The 15,380-nt window shown below is 70.1% G+C and carries 15 protein-coding genes; 5 read left to right on the top strand and 10 right to left on the bottom strand.

Going from position 1 to position 15,380, the window contains the following annotated elements; all coding sequences use genetic code 11:
- Nucleotides 1-58: 58 nt before the first annotated feature.
- Nucleotides 59-1,033: an iron-siderophore ABC transporter substrate-binding protein gene (locus AB0H36_RS33445; RefSeq protein ID WP_360532858.1), complete on the top strand. Its 975-nt coding sequence runs from the start codon at nucleotides 59-61 to the stop codon at nucleotides 1,031-1,033.
- Between the two features lie 33 nt (nucleotides 1,034-1,066).
- Here the strand turns inward: AB0H36_RS33445 and AB0H36_RS33440 are convergent, their stop codons facing one another.
- Complete coding sequence (locus AB0H36_RS33440; RefSeq protein ID WP_360532855.1) at nucleotides 1,067-1,693, bottom strand: hypothetical protein; 627 nt, start codon at nucleotides 1,691-1,693, stop codon at nucleotides 1,067-1,069.
- Between the two features lie 134 nt (nucleotides 1,694-1,827).
- Between AB0H36_RS33440 and AB0H36_RS33435 the strand changes: the two genes are divergently transcribed.
- The gene (locus AB0H36_RS33435) at nucleotides 1,828-2,454 is read left to right on the top strand and encodes a hypothetical protein (RefSeq protein ID WP_360532853.1); all 627 of its coding nucleotides are present in this window, start codon (nucleotides 1,828-1,830) and stop codon (nucleotides 2,452-2,454) included.
- On the opposite strand, the gene AB0H36_RS33430 is transcribed toward AB0H36_RS33435, so the two are convergent.
- From AB0H36_RS33430 to folP, 3 genes are read right to left on the bottom strand one after another with little or no spacing between them, the layout of a single operon-like run.
- The gene (locus AB0H36_RS33430) at nucleotides 2,447-3,148 is read right to left on the bottom strand and encodes a class III extradiol dioxygenase subunit B-like domain-containing protein (RefSeq protein WP_360532850.1); all 702 of its coding nucleotides are present in this window, start codon (nucleotides 3,146-3,148) and stop codon (nucleotides 2,447-2,449) included. The two genes, AB0H36_RS33435 and AB0H36_RS33430, sit on opposite strands and share 8 nt — an antisense overlap.
- Nucleotides 3,149-3,150: 2 nt before the next feature.
- Nucleotides 3,151-3,876, bottom strand: a complete 726-nt coding sequence (locus AB0H36_RS33425) for a pyrimidine reductase family protein (protein WP_360532847.1) — start codon at nucleotides 3,874-3,876, stop codon at nucleotides 3,151-3,153.
- A 14-nt stretch (nucleotides 3,877-3,890) separates the two neighbouring features.
- Nucleotides 3,891-4,769: a dihydropteroate synthase gene (gene folP, locus AB0H36_RS33420; protein WP_360532844.1), complete on the bottom strand. Its 879-nt coding sequence runs from the start codon at nucleotides 4,767-4,769 to the stop codon at nucleotides 3,891-3,893.
- A 185-nt stretch (nucleotides 4,770-4,954) separates the two neighbouring features.
- On the opposite strand from folP, the gene AB0H36_RS33415 reads away from it, so the two are divergent.
- From AB0H36_RS33415 to AB0H36_RS33405, 3 genes are read left to right on the top strand one after another with little or no spacing between them, the layout of a single operon-like run.
- Nucleotides 4,955-6,271, top strand: a complete 1,317-nt coding sequence (locus tag AB0H36_RS33415; protein WP_360532841.1) for an L-fuconate dehydratase — start codon at nucleotides 4,955-4,957, stop codon at nucleotides 6,269-6,271.
- Nucleotides 6,268-7,020 (top strand): SDR family oxidoreductase, encoded by a 753-nt coding sequence (locus AB0H36_RS33410; protein ID WP_360532838.1) that lies wholly within the window; start codon nucleotides 6,268-6,270, stop codon nucleotides 7,018-7,020. The genes AB0H36_RS33415 and AB0H36_RS33410 overlap by 4 nt, the downstream gene beginning before the upstream one ends.
- Nucleotides 7,017-7,979: an aldo/keto reductase gene (locus AB0H36_RS33405; RefSeq protein WP_360532835.1), complete on the top strand. Its 963-nt coding sequence runs from the start codon at nucleotides 7,017-7,019 to the stop codon at nucleotides 7,977-7,979. The genes AB0H36_RS33410 and AB0H36_RS33405 overlap by 4 nt, the downstream gene beginning before the upstream one ends.
- Nucleotides 7,980-7,981: 2 nt before the next feature.
- On the opposite strand, the gene AB0H36_RS33400 is transcribed toward AB0H36_RS33405, so the two are convergent.
- The 6 genes from AB0H36_RS33400 to AB0H36_RS33375 all read right to left on the bottom strand — a co-directional run bounded on the left by AB0H36_RS33400 (nucleotide 7,982) and on the right by AB0H36_RS33375 (nucleotide 15,359).
- A complete protein-coding gene (locus tag AB0H36_RS33400; protein ID WP_360532832.1) occupies nucleotides 7,982-8,749 on the bottom strand; it encodes an alpha/beta hydrolase in 768 nt (255 codons plus the stop codon).
- 187 nt (nucleotides 8,750-8,936) lie between these two features.
- Nucleotides 8,937-10,463 carry a helix-turn-helix domain-containing protein gene (locus AB0H36_RS33395; protein WP_360532829.1) on the bottom strand — a complete coding sequence of 509 codons (1,527 nt, stop codon included), beginning with the start codon at nucleotides 10,461-10,463 and terminating at the stop codon, nucleotides 8,937-8,939.
- On the bottom strand, nucleotides 10,460-11,536 hold the full coding sequence (locus AB0H36_RS33390; protein ID WP_360532826.1) for a DUF917 domain-containing protein: 1,077 nt from the start codon (nucleotides 11,534-11,536) through the stop codon (nucleotides 10,460-10,462). The genes AB0H36_RS33395 and AB0H36_RS33390 overlap by 4 nt, the downstream gene beginning before the upstream one ends.
- A gap of 81 nt (nucleotides 11,537-11,617) precedes the next feature.
- A complete protein-coding gene (locus AB0H36_RS33385) occupies nucleotides 11,618-12,733 on the bottom strand; it encodes a DUF917 domain-containing protein (protein ID WP_360532824.1) in 1,116 nt (371 codons plus the stop codon).
- The gene (locus tag AB0H36_RS33380; protein ID WP_360532821.1) at nucleotides 12,730-13,806 is read right to left on the bottom strand and encodes a DUF917 domain-containing protein; all 1,077 of its coding nucleotides are present in this window, start codon (nucleotides 13,804-13,806) and stop codon (nucleotides 12,730-12,732) included. The genes AB0H36_RS33385 and AB0H36_RS33380 overlap by 4 nt, the downstream gene beginning before the upstream one ends.
- Nucleotides 13,803-15,359, bottom strand: a complete 1,557-nt coding sequence (locus tag AB0H36_RS33375; protein WP_360532818.1) for a hydantoinase/oxoprolinase family protein — start codon at nucleotides 15,357-15,359, stop codon at nucleotides 13,803-13,805. The genes AB0H36_RS33380 and AB0H36_RS33375 overlap by 4 nt, the downstream gene beginning before the upstream one ends.
- Nucleotides 15,360-15,380 lie beyond the last annotated feature (21 nt).

Here is a 15,380-nt window from a genome sequence, read left to right as displayed (position 1 = left end):
ACTTCACTGAGGTGGTGAGCCACCTTAACCTGCGTCCTTGTCCCCCTGGAGAACACCCGTGCGTCTGACCCGCCTGACCGCCCTGTTCGCTGTCGCCGCCCTCGCCCTGACCGGGTGCGGCGGCTCGTCCGACGAGGAGCCATCGGCCGCCGCCGGCTCGGATGCTGGCTTCCCGCGCACCGTCGAGCACGCGATGGGCACGACCGAGATCCCGGCCAAGCCGAAGCGCGTCGTCGCCCTGGACGCGAGCTTCGTCGACGCCACGCTGATCCTGGACACCCCGGTGGTCGGCTACACCGACTACCGCAGCATCAACGGGAAGCTGCCGGACTACCTCGGCGAGGACCGGACGGCGTACGGGTCGGAGGCGCAGGCCGTCGGCACGCTGGCCGAGCCGAACCTGGAGAAGATCGCCGCCCTCGACCCGGACCTGATCATCACCGCGAAGGTCCGGCACGAGAAGCTCTACGACCAGCTGTCCGCGATCGCGCCGACGGTGATGTCGGAGACCACCGGGCCGACCTGGAAGGACAACATCCGGCTGGAGGCGAAGGCGCTCGGCCAGGAGGAGCTCGCTGAGCAGGAGCTCTCGGCGTACGAGAAGGCGGCCAAGACCGTCGGCGACGCGATCAACGCCAAGGCGGGCGACCCGACCATCTCGATCGTCCGGTTCGTCGACGGCCCAACCCGGCTGTACCAGAAGAAGAGCTTCTCCGGCATCGTGCTGAAGGACGCCGGCCTGGCCCGGCCGAAGTCGCAGGACGTCGAGGACTTCGCGCTGGAGATCAGCCCCGAGCGGATCAAGGACGCCGACGGCGACGCGATCTTCGTCACCGAGTACGCCGACGAGAAGGGCCTGAGCGCCAAGACCGCCGCCCAGTTCAGGGCCAACCCGCTCTGGACCCCGCTGGCCGCCAAGGTCCACGAGGTCCCCGACCTCACCTGGATGACCGCCGTCGGCCTCCAAGGCGCCTGGGTCATCCTCACCGACCTGGCCAAGACCTTCGACGTCCCGGCCCCGGCCAAGGCGTGACTGTGTGATGGCCCGCCCGGGCGGGCCATCACCTCAGATGACCTTGAACTGCACGGCCTTCGTCCCCTTTGCTCCGGCGTCGGTGAGACCGGAGACCGACAGCTGATAGGTCCCGGCGACCTCGAGGTACCCGGGCTGGAAGTAGAACGTGGTCCCGCCGCAGGTCTCGGTGCGGGTGGACTTGATCACCGTCGACCCGCGCTTCAGCTCCCAGGTCAGGTAGCACCCCCTGGTCAGGTACTTGCCGGTCTCGTCGTAGACCACCGCCGCAGCGTGCGGAAACGATCCGGCCCGGTACTCGTCCGGCCCGATTTTCCCGTTGCGCCCCAGCTCCACGGTGATCGCCAAGCTACCCGGCGGCGGCGTCTCCACCGTCGGCGTGGTGCTGGGGCTGTCCGGACCCGTGGTCGGGCTCTCCGTGACCGTCTGGGTGACCGTGCTGGTGGCAGTGACGGTTTCGGTCGCGAAGATGGTGGTCGGTGCCGGCGCCGGGTTGATGCTGGAGGGCAGCGCGCCGGTCTGGCCGAGGAAGATGGCCAATGCCGCGCTGACGATGGCGCCGAGCGCGGTGATCATCGCGATGAAGGCAGGATGCCGGTGCCAGCCCTCCTTCTGCTGGTCCGGTTTTCCGGCAGGCGTGCCTGTCTTGGTCTGGCTCACTGTGGTTCCCCCCACGTGATACGTCGTACTCGATGGCCCCCCGGCCACCGGTGTGATGCTCAACCATGGACCAAAACCGTGACTGCGTCCACAGCGGAGAGTGACCGGCGTGCGCGCTCGATAAGGTCGGGCGTATGACGGCGCTGGAGCGGTGGCATGTGGGTGCGTGGACGACGCGTGGCACCCGGCCCGGCGAGCCGGGGCGGACCCGAACGCTGGACGAGCTCCACTTCGATGTCGTCGGGCTGGCGCGCATCCTCGGGCGGCGGTTGGCGGGGCGGGACGAGTTGCAGGTTCGGCTGTGGCAGAACGAGCTTCGGCCTACTCATACGCGGCTGTGTGGTGTGCAGACGCTGGCCGATCCGGACAACGCGCGGCTGCTGCAGGAGACTGCCGAGGCGGCGCTCGCCTGGTTGGTTGAGCGAGCGCCTGCCGGGTACGAGTTCGTGCTGACGGACGCAGTAGAGCTGCGGCCGCTGCTGGACCTGGACGCTGATGTTGTCGCGGTCGACGCCGTCATTCAGCTGGCCGCGACGGACCTGCCGGCCGCACGTCTGGCCGCGTCCCACGTACGGCGCTCGTCGACGGGCGTCTGGTACGCCGGTGACGCGGTCTGCAACTGGTCCGGTCCGCACGACACCGCCGACGCCGCGGTGGCCGCCGTACAAGCGGCTCGCTCGGACCTCGTCGAACAACTACGGGCAGCCGGTCGCGACGACCTGGCCGACACAGCTGACCGCTGGCCGCCTGTCCCTAGGTGAACGTGGCCACGAAGTAGCCGACGCCGTACGGCGCCGCGTGGTAGGCGAGATTGCCGGTCAGCCCAGACTCCAGGACACCAGCGAGCACCTGCCAAGGCGCACGCCCGGCCGCCTGGAGCTCGGCGGCAAGGTCGGGATCGAGAGCAGCCAGTACGACGGAGTCGGCGGCACCCAACGCGGTCGCGACCGTGGTGTCGAAGATCTCCGCCCGTGGATGCAGGTGGACCGGAGAGTGCTCACTGCGCCGAGCCGAGCCGTCACCCATCACCAGCAACCCGATCCGATCGTTGCCTGCCGCAATCTCCCGGCCGAGCTGCACGCACTGCGCAGGCGAGGTGGCGCTGGAAACGGCGAGGTAGGAGCGTGGCAGCCCGGCGGCCTTGGTCTGTTCGACCAGCCAGGCACCCATGGCCAAGGACAGCGGTAGCACCGCGTCACCGGCCCCGACCCGCACGCCAGGCGCACCGTAGGCGCCGAAGGACCCACCGGCGGAGCCATCGTAGGAAACGGGCCCGACCGATGTCGTACCGGCCGGAGCCGAGCCGAGAACCAGCAGCCGATCCGCTGCGGCCAGTTGCTCGATCGCTGTCAGACAGGCAGCGCGCAGGTCGTCCAGCTCTCCTGCCGCACCGGATGCGACCTCTGGGACGAGCAAGGGCGGGTGCGGGCAGACCGCAGCACTCACTACTGACACGCTCACCCCTCCCGGAGGTAGCGGAGGAACACATACCCGTCGTCCGCCGTCAGCACGGTCTCCAACTTCATCCGCCGGGTCAGTGTCGTCTCCGGGCCGGCTGTGATCCGCCCGGCGCCCGGACCCGCCAGCAGCGGCGCCAGCGACAGGCACAGCTCGTCGACCAGGTCCACCTCGGTCAGCGACCCCAGCAGGTGCGGACCGCCCTCGCACAGGATCTGCGGCATCCCCCGCTCCCCCAACTCCTTGACGACCGCGGTCAGATCGACCTCGGCCGCTCCCAGTACCAGGACGTCGGCCACCTCGCCCAGCGCCTCGCGGCGTTCCGGCGGGGACGCGGAGTGCGTGACCACGATCGGCCGCACCGCCGACTGGAAGATCGGGTTCACCGGGCTCAGCTCGAGCCGCGACGAGACCACCACGAGGGTCGGGTTCTCCGGCAGGCCGGACGCCCGCCGCCACTCGCGGCTCGCCGCCGACAACCGCAGCGGGTTGTAGCCCTCGTCCCGGATCGTCCCGGCGCCGACCATCACCACGTCGGCCAGCATCCGGATCCGGCTGAACAACCGGCTGTCCGAGTCACTCGACAACGCCTTGGACTGGCCGTCGATCTCGACCGCGCCGTCCAGGCTGCTGACGAAGTTCGCGCGCAGGTGTGGCACCGAGCGGTCGGCCGGCTCGTAGGCCGCCGCCAGGTCGGCGTCGCTGAGGTCTTCCAGTCGGCGCATCAGGTCAGGCTCCTTCAGGCGAGGCTTCGTCGGGTTCCGGCAGGCTGACCGGTGCCCCGCAGTACGGCGATCATGTCGAGCGCCTGCCGCGCGGCCGGCACGTCGTGCACGCGGAAGACCCGGGCGCCCAGCCAGGCGGACACGCTGAGCGCGGCCAGCGTCCCGTTGCCGCGCTGCCCGGGTGGCAGCTCCAGGGTCTCGCCGATGAAGTCCTTGTTCGACACCGCGACCAGGACCGGCCAGCCGGTGGCGGCCAGCTCGTCCAGGCGGCGGGTCAGTTCGAGCGACTGCAGGGTGTTCTTGCCGAAGTCGTGGGTCGGGTCGATCAGGATCCCGTCCGGCCGGACCCCGGCGGCGACCGCGCGGTCGGCGAGGGCGGTCGTCGTACGGATCACGTCGGCGACCACGTCGTCGTACGCCATCCGGTGCGGGTCGGTGCGCGGCGAGAGGCCGCCGACATGGCTGCAGACCAGTCCGGCGCCGAACTCGGCGGCGGCCCCGGCCACCTCCGGGTCCGCGCCCGCCCAGGTGTCGTTGATCAAGTCCGCGCCCGCCTCGGCGACCTGGCGGGCGACACCGCTGCGGTACGTGTCGACGCTGATCACGAGCCCGGGGTGCCGGGACCGGATCCCGGCGACGAAGTCCACGGTCCGGCGGAGCTCCTCGGCCTCGCTCACGGGTTCGCCGTACCCGGCCTTGACGCCGCCGATGTCGACCAGGTCGGCGCCGTCGGCGACCGCCTTGTCGATCGCCTCGTACGCCGCTTCGGTCGCGTACGTCGCGCCGCGGTCGAAGAACGAGTCCGGGGTCCGGTTGACGATCGCCATCAGCGCGAACTCGCCCTCGCCGAACGTCCGGCCGCCCAGCCGCAGGGGTCTGTCGCGCTCGGCCATGGTCCGACTCTAACCGGCGGATCCCCAGGCCATCACAATCGCCGGCGGACGCGGGGCTCGAGCGCGGCCGGCCCCGGCGCGCACAGTTGTGATGGCCTGGCGATCCGCCCCACCACTGCCCAATCCGCCACATATCCTATAGGATTCGACGCGTCAGCCCGCCCACCGCAGCAGATCGGGTCCTCATGCCACGATTCACCGAGTTAGAGACGTACGACGTCCGCTTCCCCACGTCGCTGGACCTGGACGGCTCCGACGCGATGAACACCGACCCGGACTACTCCGCGGCGTACCTGATCCTGCGGACCGACGCCGAGGACGGGCTGGAAGGGCACGGGTTCGCGTTCACCATCGGCCGCGGCAACGACGTCCAGACCGCGGCGATCGAGGCGCTCCGCGACCACGTCATCGGACTCGACCTCGACTCGACGCTGAAGGACCTCGGCGGGTTCTGGCGCTCGCTCGTGCACGACTCGCAGCTGCGCTGGCTCGGCCCGGAGAAGGGCGTCATGCACATGGCGATCGGCGCCGTCGTCAACGCCGTGTGGGACCTCGCCGCCAAGCGGGCCGGCGTACCGCTGTGGAAGCTGCTGTCCGACCTGACCCCCGAGCAGATCGTCGACCTGATCGACTTCCGGTACCTCACCGACGCGCTGACGCCCGAGGAGGCGCTGGAGATCCTGCGCGCCGCCGAGTCCGGGCGGGCCGAGCGGGAGACGTTGCTGCGGGAGCGCGGTTACCCGGCGTACACGACGACGCCCGGCTGGCTCGGGTACGACGACGCCAAGCTGGTCCGGCTCTGCCACGAGGCCGTCGCCGATGGGTTCACCCAGATCAAGCTGAAGGTCGGCGCCAACCTGGACGACGACGTACGGCGGATGCGGCTGGCCCGCGAGGCGGTCGGCCCGGACATCCGGATCGCCATCGACGCCAACCAGCGCTGGGACGTGGCCGACGCGATCACGTGGGTCAAGGCGCTGGCGCCGTACGACGTCTGGTGGGTCGAGGAACCGACCAGCCCGGACGACATCCTCGGGCACGCGGCCATCGCGGCCGGGATCGCGCCGATCCGGGTCGCGACCGGTGAGCACGTGCAGAACCGGGTCGTGTTCAAGCAGTTGTTGCAGGCCGGCTCGCTGTCGGTCCTGCAGCTCGACTCGGCCCGGGTCGCCGGGGTGAACGAGAACATCGCGATCCTGCTGCTGGCCGCGAAGTTCGGTGTGCCCGTGTGCCCGCACGCCGGCGGGGTCGGGCTGTGCGAGCTGGTGCAGCACCTGTCGATGTTCGACTACGTGGCGGTGAGCGGTTCGGCACAGGACCGCGTGATCGAGTACGTCGACCACCTGCACGAGCACTTCCTCGACCCGGTCGTGATCAAGGACGGGCACTATGTCGCGCCGCTGAAGCCCGGGTTCGGGGCCGAGATGGATGCTGAGACGCTCTGTGACTACCGGTACCCGAGTGGCAAGATCTGGACCGACCTGACCAAGGAGGGCAAGTGACCGACTTCGCCGGCCTGAAGGCCGTGGTGACCGGAGGTGCTTCGGGGATCGGCCTCGCGGCCGCCACGCTGCTGGTCGCGCGGGGCGCCCAGGTGGTCGTGTTCGACCTCAAGCCTGAGGTCTCCGAGCCGCTGACCGGGATCGCCGCGGACGTCACCGACGACAGCTCGGTCCGGGACGCGGTCGCCGCAGCCGCGCTGCAACTCGGCGGGATCGACATCGTGGTGAACAACGCCGGCATCGGCGCCCAGGGCACGGTCGCGGCCAACGACGACGAGGAGTGGCACCGCGTCCTCGACGTCAACGTGGTCGGCATCGCCCGGGTGACCCGGGCCGCGCTGCCGTACCTGCGCAAGTCGTCGGCCGCCGCGATCGTCAACACCTGCTCGATCGCCGCCACCGCGGGTCTGCCGAACCGGGCGCTGTACTCGGCGTCGAAGGGCGCCGTACTGGCTCTGACCATGGCAATGGCCGCGGACCACGTGCGCGAAGGCATCCGGGTGAACTGCGTGAACCCTGGTACGGCGGACACGCCATGGGTCGGCCGCCTCCTCGAAGTCGCCGCGGACCCGGCGGCGGAACGGGCCGCACTCGAGGCCCGCCAGCCGATGGGGCGCCTGGTCTCGGCCGACGAGGTAGCTGCCGCGATCGCGTATCTCGCCAGCCCGTTGTCCGGTTCCACGACCGGTACGGCGCTCGCCGTCGACGGCGGGATGCAGAACCTTAGGCTTCCGGCGGCGCGGTCATGAAACTGTTTCCAGCGGATCAGCGGGTCGGCCTCGGTGGGGCGCCGATCGGGAACCTGCTCGGCGAGGTGAGCGAAGCCGACGCCGTCGCCACAGTGAACGCAGCCTGGGACGAAGGCTGGCGGTACTTCGACACCGCGCCGCACTACGGTCTCGGGCTGGCCGAGGAGCGGCTCGGCCGCGGCCTGGCCGGGAAGCCGCGGGACGCGTACGTGCTGTCGAGCAAGGTCGGGCGGATCATCTACACCGCCGACGATGCCGCCACCGACGACGAAGGTTTCGCGATCAACTCGAATCGTCGCCGGCGCTGGGACTTCTCGCGGGACGGCGTTCTGCAGAGCATCGAGGACTCGCTGCGCCGGATCGGCACCGACCGGCTCGACGTGGTCTTCGTCCACGACCCCGACGACCACTACGACGAGGCCGTCGGCACCGCCTTCCCGACCCTGATCGAGCTTCGGGACCAGGGCGTGATCGGCGCGATCGGCTCCGGGATGAACCAGAGCGCGATGCTCACCCGGTTCGTCCAGGAGGTCGACATCGACGTGATCATGCTGGCCGGCCGCTACACCCTGATCGACCCCGACGGCCTCGACGACGTCCTGCCCGCCTGTGTCGCCAACGACGTCCAGATCGTTGCCGTAGGCATCTTCAACTCCGGCCTCCTCTCCCGGCCCCGCCCCGCCGCCGATGCCACCTTCAACTACGCTCCCGCCGACGCGTCGCTGCTGGACAAGGCCAACAAACTGGCCGACGTCTGCGAGTCCCACGGCGTCACTCTTCCCGCCGCGGCCCTCGCCTTCCCGCTAGCGCACCCCGCCGTGGCCGGCCTGGCCGTAGGCTGCCGCACCCCCGCCGAAGTCCACACCAACGCCGAGCTGGCCCGAACGGAAATCCCAGGTGGCCTCTGGTCCGACCTGAAATCCACCGGCCTCCTCCGCGAGGACGCCCCCACGCCCTGAGCTCAGGCGGCTGGTGGACGGCCGAGGTGGCGGGGGAGGAACTCGTTGTCGAGGCCGATCCAGCGGATGGTGCGGTGGTCGCCTGGGTTGGCGTGGAGGGTTTTCTCCTGGGTGGCGAAGGCGTCGAACAAGGTAATGCCGGACTGACGGTCGACGTGTTCGTCGTCCCACGGGAGCAGGAACTGGATCGGGACGGTGATCCGGCGGGCGGCTTCGAGTTGTTCGTCGTACACGAAGAAGCCGCCACCGAAGATGGCGGCTGAGATGCGGGAGTCGGTCGCCGTGAGCGGTACGCCGATCGCGGTGCCCAGCGAGATGCCCCCGCCGTACCCGATCGGTGCTTCGGAGCCGATCTCGGGCAGCTCCTGGAGTGCGTCCAGAGTCGCCTGCCACTCCGGTACGGCGCGCTCCGCAAGCGAGATCGCGAAACGGATGCTGACCGCCTTGAAGCCTTCGTGGTCGCCGTCCGTCAACGCCTGCCGGAGGTCGAGGCGGGCCTGCTCGTCGTCCGCGGTACGCGGCCGTTCGCCGTGCCCTGGCGCATCGATGGCGGCCACGTTGTAGCCCCACTGCGTGACTGCATCGCGAGCACGCGCCACCTGTGCCGGCGTCTTCTTGTGCATACCGCCGCCGTGCCCCATCAGCACCAGCGGCGCATGCTCGAGACCAGCTGCTGGCGACCAGAGTACGCCGGGGACGTCGCCCACCATGAAGTCACGCTCGACGACACCGTTCGACGATGCCTCGTTGGTGAAACGCAAAGAATGCATGGGAATTGCCTTTCGGGAGTGCCAAGTGGTCCGGCGCTCCCGGCGACCCCTACGTCAATCGCCGACCGTGGCGACGAGGGGGAGCACCCACGTACGTACAACCTTCATGGGACTCACCTCCTCACACTCACACGGTCGCCCACACGCTACCAACCCCCACTCCATCCCGCGCCCCAATTTCCAGCGATCAGTCGCGGGCGGTTCGGCAGGCTAGGTGGAGGGCCAGGCGTTCGTCGGGGTTGGTCAGGTCTACGCCCAGGAGTTGCTGGATCTTGCTGATGCGGGCGGAGACGGTGTTGCGGTGGATGCCGAGGACGGCGGCGGTTTCGGCCAAGGAGGATTCGGTGTCGAGGTAGGTGGCGAGAGTGCCGACCAGGTCGCCGGGTTGGTGTTCGATCGGGGCGAGGAGGGCGCGGGCGGCCGGTTGGAACGTGTCGGTGCGCGTCCAGGCCAGCAGCAGTTGCGCGAGGCCGAGCCGGTCGACGTGTAGGAAGCGGCCAGTCTCCGGGCGACCGCGGGCGAGCCCGGCAGCATCGCCGGCCTCAGCAAGGGAGGTGGCGATGCCGCTCGGCCCGGGTTGTACGCGACCAACGCCGACATACGCGTCCACGGTCTGCACCAAACGGCGTTGGACACGCCGGATGGCTGCAGCCTGCTGCTGCACCTCAGTCGCCGTCGGCTCGCGCGCGGCGGTGATCCAAGCGGACCAGCCGTCCCCCTGCTCGACCACCACCGCCTGCAACCCCTCAGCATCGAACGCCTCGACCACATCAGTACGGCGACCAGCCACATCCACCTGCCCGTCCGCACCGATGCGGATACCCGTGTGCCACCCGTCGAGCTGCCACCCCAGGTCCACGGCACGTCGCCGCGTCGCCTCGGACGGCTCGCCATGCAACAACTCCCCCAGCAACGACGTGCGCTGCCGAGCGTCCCGCTCCAGCTCCAACCGCCGCAACGCCAGCCGCTGCCCCACAGCCGGCGCAACCACAGTCAGCACCTCAGGTACGGCGGCCACCTCAGCCGCGACCACCCCGGGCAACCGAGCCACCAACCAACAAGCAGGCCCAGCACCCAACACGGACACCGCAATCAGCACTGCACCACTCGACAGATCCACCCGGTACGGCGCTGCCCACGCCACCGGCACCGCAGGCAACGCAGCAACCAACTCCGGTCGCTCAGAAGGCTCCAACGGCTCACCAGCCAATGTGCCGCCGTCAGACCCAGCCAGCGTGACGGGCCGTTCCAGTACGTCGGCCGCCGTACGCAGCACCGACTCCAGCTCACCGTCGGACCGCCGCAGCGCAGTCACCGCCCGCTGCACCAAGTCCGCCCGCACGAGCTCCGGCTCGGCCGTCACCCGGTTGAGGTAGTCGTGGGCAGCCAACGGATCCGGACTCCCCAGCACCGGCAACTGCAGTCGCTCGGCAAGCAACTGAGCCCCACGCCCCAACGGCTCCACCCCAGCCAGCAACACCGCCGCAGCACCCGCGGCCGAGGCCCTGCTGATCAGCGCATCGATCCGCCAGTCGGTGTGGTCCGACGAGAGCAGTACGACGAGCAGTTCACCGCCCATCGGCGCCGGATGCCCAGCGACATCCATCAACACCCGCGAGCCCTTCAGCGACGGCCCAGGCTCCGCCTGCCCACCACCCAGTACGACGACGTCCCGCCAGCCTGGCGAGGTCAGCATCGCAGCCAGCGCAGTCACGATGCCTCCAGCAACAGTGGGTCGCACGTGAGACCGAAGGCTCGCGGACCCACGTGGGTCAGCCGCTCGCCGTGCCGCCACCAGTCCGGCCCCGGCAACCCGAGCACCAGCACCTCGTCACCCGAACGGATCGCGTCGACCGCGATCGGCTGCAGCGTCCGCCGGTCCAGCACGCACACCAGGTCCGGTGTGGTCACCACCGGTACGCCGTCGACCATCGCCAGCAGGTACTCGTTCTCGGTCTCGATCCGGACCACAGCCTGACTCGGCTCATCGACAACACAGACTGTGCCCCGCCCGAACGCACCACCCGGGCCGTGCGACCGACCGCCGTACCGGGCCACCTCATCGACCCGCCCGTCGCCCAGTAGCCGTCCACCGAGTGCCTCGGCCACCTCGGACGGCGCTGCCGAGACAGGCAGATCGGCGTGGACGCGGCCGAGCTCGAGTGCACGTGCCAGGCTCCCGTTGACCGCGTCGGCGGTCGCAGCCGCGGCCGGTGTCGGCGCGAGGGCCAGCACTGCCCAGCCGCCGGTGTGGACGACGAAGCTCCGTACGGCGCGCTCCAGCCCGGCCGGATCGATGTTGTCGACGACAACGACCTGTCCGCCCGGCTCGCTCAACGCACACGGTGTCAGCGAGCGCCCAGCGACCGCCCAGGAGAACTGGTCGAGTCGCGGCAACGCCCGGCCCATCAGGTCGGCGTCGACGAACGGCAGGCCCATGTCCACTGCAGCGACCAGCGCGCTGAGACCGTTCAGGCCGCCCGCCTCCAGCGACATCAACCCGTCCACGGGCTGACCGGTCCACCGGCTGACCGCCTGCACTGCGGCGGCGAACTCACCCCCGCTCGGCAGCTTCTCGGTGAGCACACTGGTCGCCCCGACCACACCGACCGGGCTCAGGTTGCCCTCGACACCCGCCGACGCGTCGCGCAGCGACAGGTCACCGGTCCCCAGCCGGCGCTGCAGGATCCGTCCGAACGCCCGGCTGTCGCCGCCACCACCGGACCCGAGCAGCGTGACGCCGACGACCAACGCCCCCAGATCCTGCTCCCGGATGACCGTCGTCATGGGCCGATGATGTCACCGCGAGCACGGCTGTGGGTGGAACCCTGGCCCACCGCGGAGGGGTCGCAACGGTGGGCCGAGGTCTCAGGGGGTCGTGCCAACCAGGTCGGTAAGGCGTTCGACCGGGGCGAACTCCACGTCCAGTCCGAAGCACGACGGCCCGAACACGGCCAGTGCTTCCGGTGTCCGCATCAGGTCAGGCGTGGAGATGCCGACCACCGTGACGCGCTGCCCGTAGCGGAGGCCCTCCGTGGTGATCGGCTCGGCGGTGTCACCCTCCAGCACGCAGATGAGGTCCGGCACGGTGCACACGACCGTCCCGTCGACCTCCGCGACCAGGTTCTCGTTCTGGAACCGCAGTTCGAGCGAGGACTCTCCGTCGTACGACGTGAACCGCGCCCGCCCGCGCGCGAAGCCCTCGACGGTACGGCGCTCCACGTCGACCACCTTGCCGCGGAACAACACCCGCAGGTGGTTGTAGAGCGTCGGCGCCAACGCCGTACGGATCGCCTCGATCGGGTCGCTGTGCGACTCGCGCGCCTCCCGGACCGCACGCCCGAGCGACAACCCGAGGGACAGCGTCCGCGGTACGGCGGTGCGCTTCACGTCGGCGCCCGTCATCGAGTACTCCGCGATGTGCGCGACGCCGCCCAGCCGGATCGTGATCCCGCGGGCCAGCCACTCCATCTGTCGATTGTCGACACCCGTATTGATGACAACCGTCTCGTCGTGCTCGCCTGCAATCGCCATCGGCGACCCCGGTACGCCGTACACCGAGAAGGTCTCCATCTGGAGCTCGGGGAACGCGCGGCCCATCCCGTCGGCGTCGACGACCGGCAGGCCGGTCCGGGCCGCGACCAGGAGCGGGATCATCGAGTTGATCCCGCCGCACTCGATCGGCATGGTCGCGTCGGCGGTGCGGCCGAGGTGGTGTTCGAGGGCCCGGAGCGCGCCGACCGGTTCGCTGCCGCGCGGGATCTTCTCCACGATCACCGTTGGCGCACCCATCTGCGCGGTCGGGATGACGAACGCGTCGTCGTCGAGCTCGTCCGGATCCAGCACCGTCACCGGCCCGTGCTCCCGGATCGCCTGCTCCACCAGCAACCGCCCGATCAGCGGATCCCCGCCACCACCGGTGCCCAGGATCGCCGCCCCACGGGCAAGATCCCGCAGATGCTCGATCCCCAACTGCCAGCTCATACCGTCTCCAAGGCGCGGATCGGGTCCAGGTCGTAGCCGAAGTAGCGCGGGCCGACGAGCTCGATGCCGGCCGGCGAGTGCCAGCGTTCGTCGGACGGCGCGGCCAGGACGCTGACGCGTTGCCCGTAGCGGAGCGCTTCGGTGGTGATCGGCTCGCCGGATTCAGTGTCGAGCACGATGATCAGGTCCGGAGTGGTCGCGACCGCGGTGCCGTCGATCTCCGCGACCAGATGCTCGTTCTGGAACCGCAGCACCAGCAGGCGCCCGAGCGACGCGTCGAGCCCGTCGACCGCCGCGTCACCCCGCGCGAAGCCCGTCGTCGTACGGCGCTGAACGTCGACCACCTTGCCGACATGCAGCAACCGCCCGCCGAGCCGGTCCACGACCGCGGCCGCCGGATCACTGAGCTCACGCTGCGCAAGCTCGATCGCATGACCGATCGCGAGGCACTGGCTCAGCGTGCCCGGCACGAACGACGCACGGACCTCGGCCCCGGTCATCGCATACAGCGAGACGATCGCCGAACACCCCATGTCCACGGTCGCCGACCGCGCCAGCCGCTCGGCCCAGGTGTTGGAGATCGTGTCGAAAACCCCGCGGTTTCCTTTTTCGTCGACAATCGACATCGGCGTCGCCTCGATCCCGGCCAGAGTCGGCAGCACCATCTGCAGCTCTGGGAACGCGCGTCCCATCCCGTCGCCGTCGACCAGCGGCAGACCGAGCTGCGCGGCCGCGATCACCGGGACCGTGGAGTTGACCCCACCAGCCTCGATACAGGCGATGTGCGTCGGCGTCTTGCCGACGTACTTGGCCAGCGTCTCGACGGCGATCGCGATCTGGTCCGCGGACGGCAGCTTCTCGACCATCACGGTCGGCGCGCCCATCATTGCCACCGGCAACACACAGGCGTCGTCCGGCAGTTCGTCCACACCGACGATCTCGACGTCACCGTGCGCACGCAACGCCTGCTCGGCGAGCAGCCGCCCGATGTGCGGATCCCCGCCACCACCAGTCCCGAGTACGGCGGCTCCGCGCGCCAGCGCCTGCAGATCAGCGGCAGTCAGCGTCGTCATGACTGCCCCAACCGCAGGTCGCCGACCGCCTTGCAGCGGATCCGGGTCGCGTTGCCCGGCAAGTAGGGAATCGGTACTTCGTCGAAGTCGACGATCCGGACCGCCGCCGGATCGGCACCGGCCGCGACCGCCCGGTCCACCGCCTCCTGACGAGCCTCGTCGACCACCGCGTCGCGCCGGCCGGGATCGATCGCGTACACCCGATCCACCTCGCCGCCGACCTGGGCGATCGCCGCGCCGATCGCGTTCGCGACCGCGAAGTGATCCGGCCTATGGACGGCGAGACTGCCCGGCAGATCGTCCGGCAGCAGGATCGACCCACCGCCGACCGCCACCACCGGCAGCGGCTCGGGCGACGTCCGCATCCGCTCCACGGCGTCCGCGATGTCCGCCGCGACCCGGGCGAGCGCCTCCTTCACCAGACGCGGGTCGAGCTCGGCGACCAGGGCCGAGTCCCCGACCTCGGCCCGTCCGGCCGCAACCGCGACGTCGGTCGCGGTCAACGTCGTACCGCCGAAGACCAAGGCCTCCTCGGTCAGCCGGTAGCCCACCGAACGCGGGCCGACCGTCACCAGGTCGTTGTCCTCGGCCACCAAACTGCCACCGCCGATGCCGATGCTCAGCACGTCCGGCATCCGGAAGTTCGTCCGTACGCCGGCCACGTCGACCTCGGTGGTCGCCTCCCGCGGGAAGCCGTGCGTGAGTACGCCGACGTCGCTCGTCGTACCGCCGACGTCCACGACCGCGCAGGTGTCCAGGCCGGACAGCAGGGCCGCGCCGCGCATCGAGTTCGTCGGACCGGACGCGAACGTCGCAACCGGGTAGCGGCGGGCGAAGTCGACGTCCATCAGGGTGCCGTCGTTCTGGCTCAGGTACAGCGGGGCGGCGATGCCGTGACCGGCGACCGCGCCGGCCAGACCGTCGACGATACTCGCGGCGAGCTCCCGTAGCGCCGCGTTGATGATCGTCGCGTTCTCCCGCTCCAGCAGGCCGATCCGGCCGATCTCGTGCGACAACGAGATCGCCACGTCGTCGCCCAGCTCGGATCGCAGGATCTCCGCCGCCCGCAGCTCGAACTCGTTGCTGACCGGCGAGAACACCGACGAGATCGCCACCGACCGGATGCCGTGCGCAACCATGTCCGCGGCATGCCGGCGCAGCTCGTCCTCGTCCAGCTCGGCGATGTGCCGGCCGTCGAACTCGTGCCCGCCGTGCGCCAGGTAGCTGCGGCCGCTGACCGCGTCCACCAGCCGCTGCGGCCAGTCGACCAGCGGCGGCAGCGAGGCGGTCGCGGGCAGCCCCAGCCGCAGCGCGGCCGTCGGAGCCAGCCGCCGGGCCTCGACCAGCGCGTTGATGAAGTGTGTCGTGCCGATCATCACCGCCTGCACCTGGCCCGGGTCGAACGACCGCTCGGCCTGCAACCGGTCGAGGGTGTCGATGATGCCCGCGGTCACGTCCTCGCTCGTCGCCGACTTGTTCGCCGCGAGCACGGTGTTGCCCTCGAGCAGCACGGCGTCGGTGTTGGTGCCACCGACATCGATGCCGATACGCATTCGGATCCTCCTGGATTTCAG

It is taken from the genome of Kribbella sp. NPDC050820, from assembly GCF_040653975.1.
Taxonomy (GTDB): Bacteria; Actinomycetota; Actinomycetes; order Propionibacteriales; family Kribbellaceae; genus Kribbella.
This window is presented reverse-complemented; position numbering and strand designations above follow the sequence as displayed.

Bases quoted from the DNA above. Each gene is read 5' to 3' on its own strand.
- AB0H36_RS33435 (WP_360532853.1), top strand. From the start codon at position 1,828: ATGACGGCGCTGGAGCGGTGGCATGTGGGTGCGTGGACGACGCGTGGC.
- AB0H36_RS33425 (WP_360532847.1), bottom strand. From the start codon at position 3,876: ATGCGCCGACTGGAAGACCTCAGCGACGCCGACCTGGCGGCGGCCTAC.
- folP (WP_360532844.1), bottom strand. From the start codon at position 4,769: ATGGCCGAGCGCGACAGACCCCTGCGGCTGGGCGGCCGGACGTTCGGC.
- AB0H36_RS33415 (WP_360532841.1), top strand. From the start codon at position 4,955: ATGCCACGATTCACCGAGTTAGAGACGTACGACGTCCGCTTCCCCACG.
- AB0H36_RS33405 (WP_360532835.1), top strand. From the start codon at position 7,017: ATGAAACTGTTTCCAGCGGATCAGCGGGTCGGCCTCGGTGGGGCGCCG.
- AB0H36_RS33400 (WP_360532832.1), bottom strand. From the start codon at position 8,749: ATGCATTCTTTGCGTTTCACCAACGAGGCATCGTCGAACGGTGTCGTC.
- AB0H36_RS33390 (WP_360532826.1), bottom strand. From the start codon at position 11,536: ATGACGACGGTCATCCGGGAGCAGGATCTGGGGGCGTTGGTCGTCGGC.
- AB0H36_RS33385 (WP_360532824.1), bottom strand. From the start codon at position 12,733: ATGAGCTGGCAGTTGGGGATCGAGCATCTGCGGGATCTTGCCCGTGGG.
- AB0H36_RS33380 (WP_360532821.1), bottom strand. From the start codon at position 13,806: ATGACGACGCTGACTGCCGCTGATCTGCAGGCGCTGGCGCGCGGAGCC.
- AB0H36_RS33375 (WP_360532818.1), bottom strand. From the start codon at position 15,359: ATGCGTATCGGCATCGATGTCGGTGGCACCAACACCGACGCCGTGCTG.